We start from the raw sequence: 16,825 nt of genomic DNA, 5'->3' as shown, positions 1-16,825 counted from the left end.
ACGCTGCTCCAGAGCAGCGCGAATTGATCGGCGGCTACACCATCAACAAGGAGTTTCTGGTTAACTCTCTTCGTAACTTCCCAGTAAGACCTTTAGAGACTCACTGACTCCTCACAGGTTTTAGCCAGTTTTTTCCCATCCATATAACGGCTGCCCTTCATTGTTAACTGGTAAGACCCTGTGAGTTGCTCCACCAGGCCCTGTAACTCCAATTCCATCAATACAGCCATCAATTCACCCGCCTCAATCCCGGTATCACGAGACAATAGCTCGATACTCCGAGGCCCTCCGGCAAGCGCCCTGATGATATGTTGCTGAAGCTCGGGCAGTGGTTTACCGGGGGGGAGTTCAGTGGGTGTGGGCTCTGCCAGTAAACCGCCGAGCTGGCCGGCTACATCTGCGCTGGTTTCAACCAGTGTCGCACCTTCTTTAATCAGGTGGTGGCAACCCCTGGCCATTGGATTGTGGATAGAACCTGGAATCGCAAAAACCTCTCGATTCTGCTCCAGCGCCAAACGTGCCGTAATCAGAGAACCTGAGCGCATTGCTGCTTCTACCAGTAATACCCCCATTGAAAGGCCACTGATAATCCGGTTCCTCCGAGGAAAATTCTTCGCTTCAGCATTGCTGCCAAGAGGCAATTCGCTTATTAGAGCACCGCCTGCAGAGAGAATATCCTCCGCCAGGGGGCGGTTGTGTTTTGGATAAATACGGTCAACTCCACTACCCAAAACTGCGATCGTGGAGCCCGCTCCCTGCAGCGCCCCTCGGTGAGCTGCGGCATCTACGCCCAGAGCCAGCCCGGAAGTGATAGCAAATCCGGAACCGGCCAATTCCGCGGCGAAGGCCCGGGCATTATCCAGACCCGCCACAGTCGCCCGACGGGCACCCACCATCGCTACCTGCGGTAGATTTAGAACGCTTTTTTCACCACGGATATATAGCACAGGCGGGGGGCGCGAGGTCTCCGATAAAAGGGCGGGATAGTCGGGATCGCTGTGACAAATCAGCTGCACGCCCAAGTCTGCGCAGCGGGCTCGCTCACGCTCAACCCAATCAGCGAGTTCACTGGCGGCAGATCGGCTGGAAAATTCCCTCCACTGGATTTGGGCCCGTGGTGATAATTTTTGCAGAAGAGGTTGAGGAAACTGCTGGAGAGCCTCTTCGGCAGTGGCAAAGTGCTCCAGTAATTGCCAGTAGCGAGCCGGGCCAATTCCCTCGAGACGCAGCAACGCCATAGTAGCGGTCAATGCATCCATGCAACTTACCATTTTCTGTTTTGATAGTTGTGCGGCAGGGCAAACAGCAACACCTGCCGCGAGATTTTCTGGGATCGCTTAGGGGTTGCGCACCATATCCATCACTGCCAGCGGGCGACGAGCGTCCAGTACCAGGGCTAGGCTCATTTTTTCAAAGGTGCGGAACACCATCAACTCACCAGCGCGGGTATCCGGAAGCTTCACTACGTCACCAGCAATACGGTCACGCACTGTTGAACCCGCTTTGTATATCGCCAGGACATTACCCGGCAGCAGTCCATCCCGATCACCGACATTGAGAATTACGACATCAAATTTACCAATTTGAGTAACCCCTTCATCGACTCCTAGAATCAGGCTATCGATAGCGATAGTGGGCGCGCTGGGGTGGAACAGGGCTTCAATTGAGCGCTCCTCCACCGGCATCAACCGATCATCGAGGCGAACCTCACGGGCAGTGCTGCGCACGCCCATAGTCGCAACGGAAAAGTTCGGGTTGTTGTCTGGGTCCAACTGCAGCAAGTCGACAGAACCTACACCGAGGGCTTGTCGACCGAGGACTTCACCGGATACAGGGTCTGTATAGACCGGGCCGGGGCGATAAATGCCATAAGACGGCAGTGGAGCACCAAAATTACCGCGCGCATAGATGGTGTCACCCGCTCCCATCAGAATGTGGTCATCGGAGCCGGAAACAATGTAAGGAGTACCTTCAAAAGCACCGGGCTCCACAATACGGGTACGGGATAAGAAAGCATTAATCGCATCCAGCGGAATCGCCGAGATCGCGTCTTCTACCGCCTCGCGACGGATCGAGGGCGACAACCGATTACCATCAATCCCCGGGGATAGTTGATACGCCCGGGGGCCGCGCTGCAGTTGTAATTGTGGCTGGCCATCGATGTAAACAAGGCGCAGGCTATCTCCTGGATAAATCAGGTGGGGGTTTTCCACCTGTGGGTTCACTTGCCAAATCTCCGGCCAGTACCAGGGTTGCACCAGAAACTGACTGGAAATATCCCAGAGCGTATCGCCCTTTTGCACCACATAAGCGTCGGGGTGACTGGGGTTCAGGCGAACCTGATCCTGTGCTTCGACACCAAGGGCAACCGCTAACATCGAGATCGCGGCCAGGATAATTTTTTTCATGGAAGCATTCCTATGCTCTTTATCGCTATAATTCTCAGCGCCGGGCCACTCCCGTGAAGGGAGCGAGACCGGACCCGGGCGCATAGCGCCAGCAAAAACAGGGGTCCACTCGGTAAATTTTGAGCGCGATCATAATGTTATCAGCGCACGTTCAACGAATACTAGAAGTTTGTCACAGGTGTTATGGCTAAACTCGAGATACTGGAATTTCCCGACCCGCGCCTGCGCGAGGTCGCTAAACCCGTCGCTGAAGTGACCGACGCCCACCGCCAATTGCTCGACGACATGTTTGAAACCATGTACGCCGCGCCCGGCATCGGCCTCGCCGCCATCCAAGTCAATGTGCAGGAGCGCATTGTAGTGGTGGATATCTCTGAAGACGGCAATGAACCACTCGGGTTTATCAACCCCGAGATCGAAGTGCTGGACCCGGAGATCCACCAGTACGACGAGGGCTGCCTGTCAGTTCCCGGTTTCTACGAAACGGTGGAGCGCCCGCGCAAAGTGCGTGTTAAAGCCCTGGACCGCAATGGCGAACCTTTTGCCCTTGAGGCCGAGGGATTGTTGGCGGTCTGTATCCAACATGAAGTCGATCATTTGGACGGCAAGCTGTTCGTGGATTATGTCTCGCCACTGAAGCGCAACCGCATCCGCTCCAAGCTGGAAAAATCCCAGCGCCGCCGCGCCTGATCTGCGCCAGCCGCAGGAGCCTGGAGCTGCCGCCTTACGGCAGCTCTCCCACCCCCATTACCTGAGAGCAAGTCAGTGAATATTATTTTTGCCGGCACACCGGACTTTGCCGCCGTGCACCTGCAAGCGCTGCTCGACAGCGAGCACAATGTCATTGCCGTTTACACCCAACCGGACAGGCCGGCTGGGCGCGGTAAGAAATTGCTCGCCAGCCCGGTGAAACAGCTGGCACTCTCCCACAATATCCCGGTGTACCAACCCCTGAGCCTGCGCGACGAGACGGCCCAGGCGGAGCTCACTGCCCTTGGAGCGGATATTATGGTGGTGGTGGCCTACGGCCTGATACTACCGCAGGTGGTGCTGGATACCCCGCGTCTGGGCTGTATCAATGTGCACGCCTCTTTGTTGCCGCGCTGGCGCGGTGCGGCACCGATCCAACGCGCGGTGGAAGCGGGTGACAGCGAGAGCGGTGTCGCCATTATGCAAATGGAGGCGGGCCTGGATACCGGCCCAGTTTTGGTGGAAAGCCGCTGCGCGATTACTGAGTCCGATACCGGTGGCAGTTTGCACGACAAGCTGGCGGAACTCGGCGGCCCATCCCTCCTCCAGGCCTTGGCTCTACTGGAAAGTGGCAGTGCCAACCCTCAGGTACAAGACGATACCCAGGCTAACTACGCCAACAAAATTACCAAGGAAGAGGCGCAGATCGACTGGCAGCGTCCCGCTGCTGAACTGCATCGATTGATACGCGCTTTTAACCCCTTCCCAGTGTGCTGGAGTACTTATCGGGACAAGAAGGGCGAGCAGCGCCTGCGTATCTATAGCGCCGCCATCGAACAAGGCTGCCACAGTGATCAGCCCGGTACCATTCTCTCCAGTGACGACGAAGGTATTTTAGTGGCCTGCGGCCGGGAGGCCCTGCGCCTCCAATTAATACAGCTACCGGGTAAAAAAGCGCTTCCCGCAGCAGAAATTTTGAAAGGCTACCGGGAGCAATTCGCCCCGGGTACCAAACTGGGATAATTATGAGCAGAGATGTACGCGCCGAGGCCGCCCGAGTTATCGCCTCACTGCTGGAAGAACGTGGCTCGTTGGCAAGACTTCTGCCTGCCGCCGAGGACAAAGTCGAGGAGCGCGACCGCCCTCTGTTGCGGGAGCTCTGTTACGGCAGTGCCCGCACGGCACCGCGCCTGCAATTGATCGCCGCCAAGTTACTGCGTAAAAAAGTCTCGGATATTGAGATCAATGCACTGATCCTGCTGGGCATTTACCAACTCGAGTACACTCGCATACCCGATCACGCCGCCATATCTGCAACCGTCAATGCCGCGCGCAGCCTCGGTCTGGACAGAGCGACCGGGCTGATCAACGGGGTGCTGCGCAACGCCCTGCGCAACAGTGAGCAGCTTCAGCGCAAGCTGTCCGGCAATCCACAGTTCAGCTCTATGCACCCGGCCTGGTTACAGCAGCAGATTAAAGCCGCCTGGCCTGAGAAGGCGTCAGACATCTTCCGCGCCAACAATGCCAACCCACCCATGACCTTGCGGGTAAATACTGCCAAGATCTCGCGCGAGGACTATTTACAACAGCTCGATGAAACCGGCCTCTCCGCCGAGCCCTGTACTATTTCCCCGGTCGGTATCACCCTGGTTGAGCCGGTTTCAGTCACAGTGCTACCGGGCTTTGCCGAGGGCTTGGTCAGTGTTCAGGATGAGTCCGCACAATTAGCGGCGCTGCTGTTACAGCCGCAGGAAAATGCCCGGGTGTTGGACGCGTGTGCGGCACCTGGAGGCAAGAGTTGCCACTTATTGGAGCAGGAATCCAGCATTCAGCTGAGCGCGTTGGATATTGAGGAGGACCGCCTTGTGCGGGTCGAGGAAAACCTCGAGCGCAACGGGCAGAGTGCCGAGCTTATTTGTGCCGATGCCACGTCTCCGAATGAGTGGTGGGACGGGCAGCAATACGACCAGATACTACTGGACGCACCCTGTTCGGCAACCGGGGTAATTCGCCGTAACCCGGATATCAAACTATTGCGCCGGGAAGAAGACATTGCCGAGTTAGTGGCTTTGCAGGGCAAGATCCTGCGCGCTCTGTGGCCCCTGGTTAAACCGGGTGGGCAGTTGCTTTACGCCACCTGTTCCAGCCTACCGACGGAAAACAGCGAAGTCGTCGCAGCGTTCATTGCGGAGACAGAGGATGCGAGCGACAATACCCCTGAACTGCTAAACGATAAGCCCTGGGGCGAGAAACAAGTTGCCGGTATGCAGCTTCTACCCCAAACCGGCGGCGGTGACGGTTTCTACTACGCTCTGCTGAGCAAAGCTGAATAACGACGTCGCTAGTCGCGAGTCTCATCCGATATGAAAATTGTCATTCTCGGCGCCGGCCAGGTGGGCGGCTCTCTAGCGGAGGCCCTGGCCTCCGAGCGCAATGATATTGTCCTGGTGGACAGCGACGAGAAAACCCTGCGCGAACTGCGCGACCGCATCGATATCGGCGTGGTACTGGGCCACGCCTCTCACCCGGATATTCTGATGGAAGCCGGGATTGAGGATGCGGATATCCTGGTTGCAGTCACCAATAACGATGAGACCAATATGGCGGCCTGCCAGATTGCGCACTCTCTGTTTCGCGTCCCCACCAAAATCGCCCGGGTACGGGCCTCCTCCTACCTGCAATACCCGGAATTATTCGATACCCAGGCCATCCCTATCGATGTACTGATCAGCCCGGAGCAACTGGTTTCAGAGTATATCTCCCGCCTGATGGAACATCCCGGAGCCTTGCAGGTATTGGATTTTGCCGGTGGTCGCGTACAGCTGGTAACTGTTTTAGCCGTTCAGGGCGGGCCTCTGGTTGGGCACCAACTGCGCTATTTGCGCGAGCATATGCCCAAGGTAGATACCCGGGTTGCTGCGATTTATCGCCGCAACCGGCCAATTATTCCCCAGGGTGATACAGTGATTGAAGCCGGCGATGAGGTGTTCTTTATTGCCGCGCGAGCAGATATTCGCGCGGTAATGAGCGAACTGCGTCGATTGGAACACGGTTATAAACGAGTGGTGATCGCCGGCGGCGGCAATATTGGTTTGCGCTTGGCCACCCGGCTGGAGAATCGCTATTCGGTAAAAATTATTGAGCAGAGCCACGAGCGCTGTGTATTTTTATCCGAGGAGCTGTCCCACACCATTATCCTGCACGGCAGCGCCTCCGATCAGGAGTTGCTGCTGGAAGAGAGCATCGAAGATACCGATGTTTTTCTTGCCCTGACCAATGACGACGAGGCTAATATCATGTCGTCACTATTGGCCAAGCGTCTGGGCGCACGCAAAGTGATGACGCTGATCAATAACCGCGCTTATGTGGACCTGGTACAGGGCGGTGAAATCGATATTGCCATCTCACCGCAGCAAAATACGATCGGCAGCCTGCTCACCCATGTGCGCCGAGGGGATATGGTCAACGTCCACTCCCTGCGTCGAGGTGCAGCTGAAGCCATTGAGGTTATCGCCCACGGTGACGAGCGCACATCCAAGGTGGTGGGGCGCAAGATCGAAGATATCGACTTACCCGAGGGCGCCTCGATTGGCGCCATAGTACGGGAAACGGAAAATGGCAGCGAAGTTTTGATGGCACACGATGATGTCATTGTGCAAAGCGATGACCACGTGATTGTCTTCCTTATCGACCGCCGCCAGACCCGCCATGTAGAACAGCTGTTCCAAGTTGGTTTTGGCTTTTTCTGAGCAAATAATATTTTCGTTTTCCGGCGATAACGGTCTCCGCCGTCCAGATAACATTGCAACAAATAACGATAGGCTGATAGGCGCCAATGCGAATTGCGGTAATTGCGCGAGTTTTTGGAATTCTCTTGACGGTGTTCAGCCTGACTCTGCTGCCGCCGATTGGCGTATCCCTTTGGTATGAAGATGGTACTCACAGTGCATTTGTCGCAGCTTTCGTCATCACTCTGATCACCGGCCTGTTCATGTGGCTGCCAGTGCACGATTTGCGCGAAGACCTGCGCACCCGGGACGGGTTCGTAGTGACATCTTTGTTCTGGCTGGTACTGGGCAGCTTCGGTGCCCTGCCCTTTATTATCAGCCCACAGCCTGACTTGAGTATCACCGACTCTATTTTTGAATCCATCTCGGGGCTAACAACCACCGGCGCCACGGTGATTACCGGGTTGGACTCACTGCCTCCTGCCATTCTCTACTACCGCCAGCAGTTGCAGTGGTTTGGCGGTATCGGCGTAATTGTTATCGCCCTGGCCATCCTGCCGATGCTGGGTATCGGTGGTATGCAGCTGTATAAGGCAGAAATTCCCGGCCCGGTAAAAGATACCAAATTGACTCCGCGTATTGCCGAGACAGCACGGGCACTAATTGTTATTTATGTGATTCTTACAATCCTCTGTGGCATCGGCTACTGGTGGGCCGGCATGACGGTATTCGACGCCGTTGGCCATGCGTTTTCCACTGTGGCCAATGGAGGCTTTTCCACCCACGATGCCAGTATGGGTTTCTACGCCCACAACCGCGCGATCATGATTATTTGTATCGTGTTTATGTTTACTGCTGCCATTAACTTCGGTCTGCATTTCTTCGCATTTCGCAACAGGACCCTCAGCCACTATTGGCGCGACTCAGAATTCCGCTTCTACGTTATGTTGATTCTCGGTGCCGGCCTGTTGATCAGCTGTTACCTGTGGATATTGAATATCTTCTCCCCCGGCAACAGCCTGCTACACGGTTTCTTCCAGGTGGTCTCGATCAGCACCACTGCCGGATTCGCCTCGGAAAATTTCTCAGCCTGGCCAGTATTCTTACCCTACGTCCTCTTGCTGTTAGGTATTCTCGGTGCCTGCGCCGGCTCAACCTCGGGGGGCATTAAGGCGGTGCGGGGTATGCTGATTATGAAGTCCGGTATGCGCGAGCTGAATCGCCTGGTACACCCCAATGCGGTTATCCCTATCAAGATCAACCGGAAAATTGTCCCCGATCGAGTTACCGACGCTGTGTGGGGCTTCTTTGCGGTCTATGTTTCATCCTTTTTTATCCTCGCCATTATCGTCATCGCCACCGGTGAGGACTTTGTCACCTCCGTTACTACTGTGGCCTCCTGCCTGAGTAATATCGGACCCGCCCTCGGCGAAGCCGCTGCCCACTATGGTGCGGTTAATGAAGTCGCCAAATGGTTTCTTATCCTGGCGATGCTGATGGGACGCCTGGAAATTTTTACCCTGCTAGTACTACTTACCCCGGCTTTTTGGCGCCACTAACGACACAAGATGTCATGGCCACGCTAACGCGTGGCAATATTTTTTAATTTCTGCCACAGTTGCTGTTTACAGGAAGTAACTAATAAAAACAGGCTGTATGAGCAGAGATACTAGTGCGCTGCTCGGTCAACTCAAAATTGATCGGGAAACAGCGCCCGAACCCAGTTCCCCATCGCGCAAAGTTATATTGGCGGCATCTGTCGGCCTAGTTACTGGCATAGTTATAGGCCTTGCCGGCGCTTCTCTATTTGCAGAAGACAGTACACCAGTGCTCCCCCAAAGTAGCGAACCTCAAGCCAAGACTCTCAGCTTGATTCCCAGGGAGGAAAAATTTCACGAGACCATTCTTAATGCTTCCGGCTATATCACACCGAGGCGCATGGCTACGGTCTCTGCTGAAGTAATGGGCCTGATCAGTAGTGTGGATGTCGAAGAGGGAATGCAGGTCGAGGAGGGGCAGGTTCTGGCCCGCTTGGATGATGCCAAAGCGCGGGTCGCGCTGGATTTTGCCCAGGCACAAATTCAAGTGCTTCAAGCCAAGGAAGCGAGTATTCACGCGAAGTTAAAAGAGGCTGAACGCCAATATCGGCGTTTTGCCGGACTTCGAGACAAAAATTATTCCAGCAAAGCGCAGCTCACCCAAAGTGAATCCTCGGTAGAGGGGTTACGGGCAGACTTAAAAAGTGCCCGCGCCAATATTCAAGTCGCCATTCTTGAAGCTGAGAGGCAGCGAGAACGCCTGGCAGATCATATTATCCGCGCGCCTTTTGCCGGCGTAGTCACGACAAAAAATGCACAACCTGGCGAGATAGTTGCCCCCAGCTCTGCCGGCGGAGGTTTTACCCGTACTGGAATCTGTACCATCGTGGATATGAATTCACTCGAAATCGAAGTGGATGTGAACGAGGCCTTTATCGGCCGGGTCGCCAAGGGACAGAAAGTTAACGCAAACCTGGATGCCTACCCGAACTGGGACATTCCAGCTACCGTTATCGCCATCATTCCAACGGCCGATCGAGCCAAGGCGACTGTCCGGGTGCGAATCGCTATCGACGACAAAGATGCTCGAATCCTGCCGGATATGGGCGTTAAGGTGGGCTTCCTCGCAGGCGAGGCCGCAGCTCCCTAGCAAACACCAATAAAAACACAACAGTATTTATAAGAGGGAATTTGAGATGTCAGAGGAAGTGTTGTTTCAGCTGAAGGATGTCAGCAAAAGTTTTACCAAGGGCAAAGAGACCATTTCCATTTTTGAATCCCTGAATATGGAAATTGATCGCGGTGATTTCGTTGCCATTATGGGGCCTTCGGGCTCCGGTAAAACAACGCTGTTAAATATGTTGGGCGGCGTCGATCAACCCAGCGGTGGAGAGATATGGTTTGACAGCGAGCGCATTGACTCCCTCAATGAAGGCGCCCTAACCCGCTGGCGAGCGAGAAATATTGGTTTCATTTTCCAATTTTACAATTTAATGCCGATGCTCAATGCCCAGCGTAATGTAGAGCTGCCGCTACTGCTGACAAATCTCTCCAAATCTCAACGCCGCCATAATGTGGAAACCGCACTGGCCCTGGTGGGATTAAGTGATCGGGCAAAACATATGCCCAGTGAAATGTCCGGCGGCCAACAACAGCGTGTTGCCATCGCTCGCGCCATCGTTTCCGATCCAAAACTGATTCTGTGTGATGAGCCCACCGGTGACCTGGATCGGGCCACAGCAGATGAAATACTGGAAATGCTGCAATTGTTAAACCGCGATCACGGCAAAACCATCGTGATGGTTACCCATGATCCCGCGGCTGCAAGATACGCCAAGCGCACCCTGCATCTGGATAAAGGACAATTTGTGCAGAGGGAAATAGTGGCATGAGTGATTTTTATTTGGTTTTTAAAAATATGACAAGGAAGCCCTTGCGGCTATTCCTTACTTGCTTTGCTATTTTTATTGCCTTCTTGATTTTCGGTGCGGTTACCAGCCTCAAGTCCGCATTAAATTCCAGCGTGGAATTATCCGCTGATAATCGCCTGGTGGTATTCAATAGAATCAACTTTACCCAGTCACTACCCATTGCCTACGTGCAAAAGGTTGCTGCCGTTGAGGGAGTGAGACATGTAACTCATCTCAACTGGTTTGGCGGTTATTTTCAGGAACCCAGCCGGCAGGTCGTTTCAATGGCTGTGGATCCAGAATCCTATTTAAAAGTCTATGAAGAAATTGTTATTCCCGAGGAACAAAAGCAGGCCTGGTTTAACAATCGGCAAGGGGCCTTGGTTGGGGAAAAACTCGCGCAGATTTACGGCTGGAAAGTGGGCGATAGGATTCCTTTATCCTCCAATATTTTTTCACACAAAGATGGTGGCTACACCTGGGAATTTGTGATTTCCGGGATTTTTAAAGGGGATACGGAACAGTACGATACACGCCAATTATTGTTTCATTATAAATATTTTATGGAGACACAGACTTTCGGTGGCGACTGGATTGGCTGGATGGCACTAACAACCGATGATCCCGCCATCAATGAAAACGTCGCAAAAACTATCGATGACAATTTTGCCAACTCACAGAGTGAAACCGATACCAGTACCGAAAAAGCCTTTAATAAAGCCTTTATTGAACAAATCGGAAATATTGGCTTAATTATTTTTTCTGTGGTGTTTACTGCCTTCTTCACCATATTGGTAGTGGTTGGCAACACTATGGCGCTGGCTATTCGCGAGCGTACCGGGGAAATCGCCGTATTAAAAACCCTGGGTTTTTCCAGCACCCGTATTTTCCGAATGGTGCTGTCGGAGTCCCTGTTAATTGCCTTTGTCGGCGGCCTTTCCGGCCTGGCCGCAGCTTGGCTGCTGGTCGAAGGAGTAAAAACCTTCCTTGCCCGCTTTTTGCCCAACTTGATTTTGGATGGGGATATCGCCCTGCAAGCCATTCTATTTATGTTGTTGTTGGGTCTGATTACCGGGCTGATGCCAGCCTTTCAGGCTCTGCGACTTAACATAGTAACTGCATTTAACCGACAACAATAAACTGGTGCCCCACTGAAACTACACAATGGTTTTCACTGGGGAAACCTTAAAGGAGAAGAAATTATGGGTTCTCTTATTGCACAAATTGTTTCGGTAACCCTGATGAATCTGGGCAGCCTGCGTCGGCGCCTGTGGATGTCACTGGCCATGGTATTTGCCTCGGCAGTTGTCGTCGCAATCCTGCTGGCGTTTCTCGCTATGGCCAAGGGCTTTGAGGCAACCATGAGTGGGGCCGGCTCCAGCCAGATCGCAATCCTGATGCGAGAGGGGGCTGCCAGTGAAATCAACTCTGTAATCCTGCAGGACCAGGTCAACCTGATTGCGGAATCGGCCGGTGTTGCCAGGGATACGAACGGCCCGCTGGTATCACCGGAGCTCTACGTTATTGTCGATGGCCTGAAGAAATCCACCGGCACCGAAGCCAATATCCCCCTGCGCGGTCTCAATGAAACCGGCATGGCCATGCGCAATAACATGCGTATGGTGGAGGGGCGAATGTTTACTCCCGGCACTAACGAAATGATTGTTGGTGAAGGGGTATTGCGTGAATTTAATGGTTTCGAAATCGGTAAAGAAGTGCGTTTTGGCAAAAACTTGTGGACAGTTGTTGGGGTCTTTTCCACAGGGGGTAATATATTTGAGAGCGAGCTGTGGGCAGATATCAAAATTATCCAAAGTCACTACAACCGCGGCAACAGCTACCAGTCAATCCGTTTGCAATTGGAGAATAACGGCGATCTCAAGCCCATTCAGGAAACCATCAAACGCGAGCCCCGCCTGAACCTGGAAGCGCAAACCGAACAGGAGTACTTCGCCAGCCAGGGTAAACAACTGCAATATATCGCTACTTTTGGCTGGATTATCAGCTCTGTGATGGCGCTAGGCGCACTGGCCGGGGCGCTCAACACCATGTATACCTCGGTAGCGGATCGGGCTCGTGAAATCGCTACTTTGCGCGCGTTGGGATTCAGCAACTTCTCCGCGTTCTGCGGCACTATTGCTGAGGCAATGGTTTTAGCTGTTGCCGGCGGGCTTTTGGGTTCCCTGGCTGCTTACCTGTTTTTCGACGGTCTCAACACCTCAACTCTGGGAGGCAGTTTTACCCAGGTGGTGTTCAGTTTTGAGATGTCCCCAGACCTGTTTGTGCAGGGCGCCGTATTGGCGCTGGTGATCGGTTTTATCAGCGGCTTCTTCCCAGCCTGGCGCGCGGCACGCATGCCGGTTGTGGTCGCTTTCCGGCACGCGACTTAAATAATTTTATGTGGGGGCTTCTATGAAGAGCCCCTACTTTTTCTTGCGGTAAATTTTACTCTTGCCTTCCGGCTGTTTCCTGAAGCGCTTGTATTCCCACTGATATTGCTCTGGTGCCTGGGCAATACAGGCCTCCACTCCCCGATTCATCGCCGCCAGGGAAACTTTCTGCTCATCGCTATAAATGGCCTTTTCCGCAGGGACAAATACCAGCTCAAAACCACCTTCAACGCGCTTGCCGAAACCAAACACCACATGGCAATTAGTGCGCTGTATCAAATTGTGAACCAAGGTCATCGTCAATGCCGGGCGCCCAAAGAAAGGGACAAAATCACCGCCCATATCCGGCTCCTGATCGGGAAGTATCAGGGCAAAATTACCGGCTTTGAGAGCCTTAAGTAGCGAGCGAACCCCATGTACGTTGGTGGGAACCATCTTGCCACCGGTCACTTCCCGCCCATTGCGAATAACCGGGTCCAAAGCTTCAATTTTGGGAGGCTGGTATAGCACTGTGCAGGGAGCCAGGGTGCCTACATGCAAGCCAAAAATTTCCCAATTGCCCGTATGCGGCATCAGTACAATTGTGCCGGTCCTGCCTTCTTCACTCCCGTCGAGCAAGTGCTGGTTGCGCACTCCCACAATCGCATTCTTACTTTTGGCCCAGGGGGTGTTCCATAGGGTCGCCATCTCAAAGCCGGTCATTGCAGTACTGATCACGCTCTCTCTGGCGAGCCGTTCGCGCTGCTTTGGGTCCATGGCCGGATAGCACAACTCCAGGTTTATACGGCTCAGACGCAGCCCCTCAGAGCGCGTCCACACAGCAATTTTGCCAACGAGTAAACCGAGGCGTCGCGACCAAGACAACGGCAGTTTGCCAATGATTTTCAGTGCCCCTACTGCAAGGCGCCCTTTAATATCCACTGAATTACTTCCTATCCACAAAAGCCATTTTGAGATGGCTATCTAGTTCGAGAATGAACATTGACACCTCCGAAGCGGCTATAGCGCTTTAAGCACAGGAGCCGCTGCCGCTATAATTGCGTCCCTTTGCCCACAGCAGATACTGATCCGGAGATAGCGGTGTCCAAGCAATACGATCTCAGTACCTTTCAGGGACTCATTTTTGCCCTGCAGGATTATTGGGCGCGCCAAGGGTGCGTCATTCTACAGCCTCTGGATATGGAAGTGGGCGCCGGCACCTTTCATCCAGCGACCTTCCTCCGTGCCATAGGCCCGGAAAACTGGAATGCGGCCTATGTACAGCCCTGCCGCCGCCCCACCGATGGCCGCTACGGCGAGAACCCCAACCGCCTTCAGCACTACTACCAATACCAGGTAGTAATGAAACCATCCCCGGACAATATCCAGGAATTGTACCTCGATAGCCTTCGCGCCATGGGCGTAGATCCCGCTGTCCACGATATTCGCTTTGTTGAGGACAACTGGGAATCCCCAACCCTGGGCGCCTGGGGCCTCGGCTGGGAAGTTTGGCTGAATGGTATGGAAGTTACCCAGTTCACCTACTTCCAGCAGGTTGGCGGCCTCGAGTGCTACCCAGTTACCGGCGAGATCACCTACGGTCTTGAGCGTATCGCCATGTATCTGCAAGGTGTCGAGTCTATCTACGATTTAGTGTGGACCCGCAACCCGGATGGCAGCCCCGTCACCTACGGCGACGTTTTCCATCAGAACGAAGTGGAAATGTCCCACTACAACTTTGAACACGCCGATGTGGAGTTCCTGTTCGCGACCTTCGATCACTGCGAGCGCGAAAGCACACGCCTGATTGAGCTGGGCCTGCCGCTCCCCGCTTACGAACAGGTTATGAAGGCCTCCCACGCCTTCAACCTTCTGGATGCGCGCCACGCCATCTCAGTGACTGAGCGCCAGCGCTATATCCTGCGCGTACGAACCCTGGCCCGCGCCGTGGCACAGGCTTACTACGATGCGCGCCGCGCCTTAGGCTTCCCCATGGCAGATGAAGCACTGCGGGCAGATATTTTGGCGGAAGACATCGAGCAAGAGGAGAAGCAGTAATGGCTCAGGATTTTCTGGTAGAGCTGGGCACCGAAGAGCTGCCGCCCAAGGCGTTACACAAATTAATGAGCGCTTTCGCCGATGGTATTACCCAGGGCCTCAAAGGCGCCGAGTTGTCTTTTGGCGAAGTTAAAGCCTACGCAGCCCCCCGTCGCCTGGCCGTAGCAGTATTCGGTTTGGCAGATAAGCAGCAAGACAAACAAATTGAAAAGCTGGGCCCGGCTGTCAAAGCCGCTTTCGATAAAGAGGGTAAGCCCAGTAAAGCCGCTGAGGGGTTCGCCCGCAGCAACGGCGTAGCTGTTGAAGAGCTGGGACGCAAAGAGACCGACAAAGGCGAGCGCCTGGCCTATATCAGCGAGCAAAAAGGCGCTGAAACCGAATCCCTGTTAGCGGGCATTGTCGAGAAAGCATTGGCTCAACTGCCAATTCCCAAGCGTATGCGCTGGGGGGCGCGCCGCGAGGAGTTCGTGCGCCCTGTGCACTGGCTCGTCATGCTGTTTGGCAACAAGGTAGTAAACGGTGAAGTACTCGGCTTAAAAGCCGGTAACACCAGCCGTGGTCATCGCTTCCACTGCAATCGCGAGCTGGAGATCCACTCCGCCCACGACTATGCACAGGTTCTGCGCGAACCCGGCTACGTAATGGCTGACTTCGCCGAGCGCCGCGAAGCCATTCGCGCCCAGGTGATCGCCGAAGCCAACAACGTCAATGGTGAAGCGGTCATCGATGACGATCTGCTCGACGAAGTGACTGCACTGGTTGAATGGCCTGTCGCCCTCACCGGTCGCTTCGAAGAGCGCTTCCTGGAAGTACCCGCTGAAGCCCTGATCTCCTCCATGAAGGAGCACCAGAAATATTTCCATGTGGTAGATGAAGATGGCCAATTGCTGCCTTTCTTTATCACCGTGTCCAATATCGAGAGCCAGGATGCCGCCCAGGTTATCCACGGCAATGAGCGTGTAATCCGTCCGCGCCTGGCAGATGCCGCCTTCTTCTTTGAGACCGACAAGAAGACCAGCCTGGAATCACGCCGCGAGAAACTGCGCCAAATCGTGTTCCAGCAGCACCTGGGTAGCGTCTACGACAAGACTGAACGGGTAGCCGCCCTGGCCCGCACCATCGCTGAGAAAACCGGAAGCAACGGCGATTGGGCCGAGCGCGCCGGCCGCCTGTGCAAGTCGGACCTGGTTACCGAGATGGTGTTCGAGTTTGCCGATATGCAGGGCATCGCCGGCTACTACTACGCCGAAAATGACGGCGAGCCGTTGGATGTGGCCAAGGCCATGTACGAGCAGTATATGCCCAAGTTTGCCGGTGATGAGCTGCCCGCCAGCGATACCGGCACTGTAATCGCCCTGGCGGATCGCCTAGATACTTTGGTCGGCATCTTCGGCATAGGCCAACCCCCCAGCGGCTCTCGCGACCCCTTCGCCCTGCGCCGCGCCAGTCTGGGTATCATCCGCATCCTCGTAGAAAAGCGTCTCGACCTGGACCTGCGCGAGTTGCTGGAATTGGCCCGCGACAACTACCCACGCACCGCCCTGGGTGAATATGACAAGGTGGTGGAGCAAACTCTGCAGTATGTACTGGAGCGCTTCCGCGCCCGTTATGAAGATCAGGGTATCGCCACCGAAGTATTTATGTCCGTTGCCGCGCGCAAGCTGTCGCGTCCACTCGATATCGACAACCGCGTGCACGCGGTCAACGCGTTTAGCCAGTTGCCGGAGTCCGGTGCTTTGGCCGCCGCCAACAAGCGCGTTTCCAATATCCTCGCCAAGTTAGACACTGCTGTACCCAGCAGTGTCGATGAAGCTCTGTTGCAGGAAGAGGCGGAAAAGGCTCTGTTCGCCGCAGTACAGGTTGCCCGCACAGAAGTCGAACCTCTGTATAGCGATGCGCTCTTCGCCGAGGGTCTGGCCGGTCTGGCCGGCCTGCGTGAAACCGTAGACAGCTTCTTCGACCATGTAATGGTAATGAGTGACGATGAGCAACTGCGCAACAACCGCCTGGCCCTATTGGCCCAGCTGCGCGCACTGTTCCTCGAAGTTGCCGATATTTCCCTGCTGGTTCCTGCCAAGTAATGACTTGCAGAGGCGGGGTGTTAAACCCCCGCCTCGCAAATCA

14 protein-coding genes are annotated in these 16,825 nt (G+C 54.6%); 11 read left to right on the top strand and 3 right to left on the bottom strand.

The features are described 5' to 3' along the window. Window positions 1-92: 92 nt before the first annotated feature. Together dprA and ACG1BZ_RS00135 are read right to left on the bottom strand one after the other, a co-directional pair. Window positions 93-1,259: a DNA-processing protein DprA gene (gene dprA / locus ACG1BZ_RS00140; protein ID WP_413663896.1), complete on the bottom strand. Its 1,167-nt coding sequence runs from the start codon at window positions 1,257-1,259 to the stop codon at window positions 93-95. A 78-nt stretch (window positions 1,260-1,337) separates the two neighbouring features. Continuing rightward, window positions 1,338-2,408, bottom strand: coding sequence for a LysM peptidoglycan-binding domain-containing protein (locus tag ACG1BZ_RS00135; protein WP_413663895.1), 1,071 nt, complete (start codon window positions 2,406-2,408; stop codon window positions 1,338-1,340). 183 nt (window positions 2,409-2,591) lie between these two features. Between ACG1BZ_RS00135 and def the strand changes: the two genes are divergently transcribed. From def to ACG1BZ_RS00090, 9 genes are all read left to right on the top strand, one after another. Next, window positions 2,592-3,098 carry a peptide deformylase gene (def, locus tag ACG1BZ_RS00130; protein WP_282930542.1) on the top strand — a complete coding sequence of 169 codons (507 nt, stop codon included), beginning with the start codon at window positions 2,592-2,594 and terminating at the stop codon, window positions 3,096-3,098. A 75-nt stretch (window positions 3,099-3,173) separates the two neighbouring features. Next, complete coding sequence (gene fmt / locus ACG1BZ_RS00125) at window positions 3,174-4,121, top strand: methionyl-tRNA formyltransferase (RefSeq protein WP_413663894.1); 948 nt, start codon at window positions 3,174-3,176, stop codon at window positions 4,119-4,121. 2 nt (window positions 4,122-4,123) lie between these two features. Continuing rightward, window positions 4,124-5,431 (top strand): 16S rRNA (cytosine(967)-C(5))-methyltransferase RsmB, encoded by a 1,308-nt coding sequence (gene rsmB, locus ACG1BZ_RS00120; RefSeq protein WP_413663893.1) that lies wholly within the window; start codon window positions 4,124-4,126, stop codon window positions 5,429-5,431. A gap of 30 nt (window positions 5,432-5,461) precedes the next feature. After that, complete coding sequence (gene trkA, locus ACG1BZ_RS00115) at window positions 5,462-6,847, top strand: Trk system potassium transporter TrkA (protein WP_282930545.1); 1,386 nt, start codon at window positions 5,462-5,464, stop codon at window positions 6,845-6,847. An 86-nt stretch (window positions 6,848-6,933) separates the two neighbouring features. Beyond that, entirely contained in the window at window positions 6,934-8,385 is a 1,452-nt protein-coding gene (locus tag ACG1BZ_RS00110) for a TrkH family potassium uptake protein (RefSeq protein WP_282930546.1), read from the top strand. A 97-nt stretch (window positions 8,386-8,482) separates the two neighbouring features. After that, the gene (locus ACG1BZ_RS00105; protein ID WP_108731210.1) at window positions 8,483-9,514 is read left to right on the top strand and encodes an efflux RND transporter periplasmic adaptor subunit; all 1,032 of its coding nucleotides are present in this window, start codon (window positions 8,483-8,485) and stop codon (window positions 9,512-9,514) included. A gap of 46 nt (window positions 9,515-9,560) precedes the next feature. Next, a complete protein-coding gene (locus ACG1BZ_RS00100) occupies window positions 9,561-10,256 on the top strand; it encodes an ABC transporter ATP-binding protein (RefSeq protein WP_282930547.1) in 696 nt (231 codons plus the stop codon). Beyond that, window positions 10,253-11,413: an ABC transporter permease gene (locus ACG1BZ_RS00095; RefSeq protein WP_413663892.1), complete on the top strand. Its 1,161-nt coding sequence runs from the start codon at window positions 10,253-10,255 to the stop codon at window positions 11,411-11,413. Before ACG1BZ_RS00100 ends, ACG1BZ_RS00095 begins: the two co-directional genes overlap by 4 nt. Before the next feature lie 63 nt (window positions 11,414-11,476). Beyond that, window positions 11,477-12,664: an ABC transporter permease gene (locus tag ACG1BZ_RS00090; RefSeq protein ID WP_413663891.1), complete on the top strand. Its 1,188-nt coding sequence runs from the start codon at window positions 11,477-11,479 to the stop codon at window positions 12,662-12,664. A 33-nt stretch (window positions 12,665-12,697) separates the two neighbouring features. On the opposite strand, the gene ACG1BZ_RS00085 is transcribed toward ACG1BZ_RS00090, so the two are convergent. Beyond that, window positions 12,698-13,585: a lysophospholipid acyltransferase family protein gene (locus tag ACG1BZ_RS00085; RefSeq protein WP_413663890.1), complete on the bottom strand. Its 888-nt coding sequence runs from the start codon at window positions 13,583-13,585 to the stop codon at window positions 12,698-12,700. Between the two features lie 159 nt (window positions 13,586-13,744). Here ACG1BZ_RS00085 and glyQ point away from each other — a divergent pair, with 159 nt between their 5' ends. Beyond that, window positions 13,745-14,701 (top strand): glycine--tRNA ligase subunit alpha, encoded by a 957-nt coding sequence (gene glyQ / locus ACG1BZ_RS00080; protein ID WP_282930551.1) that lies wholly within the window; start codon window positions 13,745-13,747, stop codon window positions 14,699-14,701. Continuing rightward, window positions 14,701-16,782, top strand: coding sequence for a glycine--tRNA ligase subunit beta (glyS, locus tag ACG1BZ_RS00075; RefSeq protein WP_413663889.1), 2,082 nt, complete (start codon window positions 14,701-14,703; stop codon window positions 16,780-16,782). The genes glyQ and glyS overlap by 1 nt, the downstream gene beginning before the upstream one ends. Window positions 16,783-16,825 lie beyond the last annotated feature (43 nt).

The sequence above is a fragment of the Microbulbifer sp. CNSA002 genome (genome assembly GCF_047324085.1).
Lineage (GTDB): Bacteria > Pseudomonadota > Gammaproteobacteria > Pseudomonadales > Cellvibrionaceae > Microbulbifer.
This window is presented reverse-complemented; position numbering and strand designations above follow the sequence as displayed.

Coding starts and splice junctions, on each gene's coding strand:
- dprA (WP_413663896.1), bottom strand. CDS start 1,259: ATGGATGCATTGACCGCTACTATGGCGTTGCTGCGTCTCGAGGGAATT.
- ACG1BZ_RS00135 (WP_413663895.1), bottom strand. CDS start 2,408: ATGAAAAAAATTATCCTGGCCGCGATCTCGATGTTAGCGGTTGCCCTT.
- def (WP_282930542.1), top strand. CDS start 2,592: ATGGCTAAACTCGAGATACTGGAATTTCCCGACCCGCGCCTGCGCGAG.
- rsmB (WP_413663893.1), top strand. CDS start 4,124: ATGAGCAGAGATGTACGCGCCGAGGCCGCCCGAGTTATCGCCTCACTG.
- trkA (WP_282930545.1), top strand. CDS start 5,462: ATGAAAATTGTCATTCTCGGCGCCGGCCAGGTGGGCGGCTCTCTAGCG.
- ACG1BZ_RS00110 (WP_282930546.1), top strand. CDS start 6,934: ATGCGAATTGCGGTAATTGCGCGAGTTTTTGGAATTCTCTTGACGGTG.
- ACG1BZ_RS00105 (WP_108731210.1), top strand. CDS start 8,483: ATGAGCAGAGATACTAGTGCGCTGCTCGGTCAACTCAAAATTGATCGG.
- ACG1BZ_RS00100 (WP_282930547.1), top strand. CDS start 9,561: ATGTCAGAGGAAGTGTTGTTTCAGCTGAAGGATGTCAGCAAAAGTTTT.
- ACG1BZ_RS00095 (WP_413663892.1), top strand. CDS start 10,253: ATGAGTGATTTTTATTTGGTTTTTAAAAATATGACAAGGAAGCCCTTG.
- ACG1BZ_RS00090 (WP_413663891.1), top strand. CDS start 11,477: ATGGGTTCTCTTATTGCACAAATTGTTTCGGTAACCCTGATGAATCTG.
- glyS (WP_413663889.1), top strand. CDS start 14,701: ATGGCTCAGGATTTTCTGGTAGAGCTGGGCACCGAAGAGCTGCCGCCC.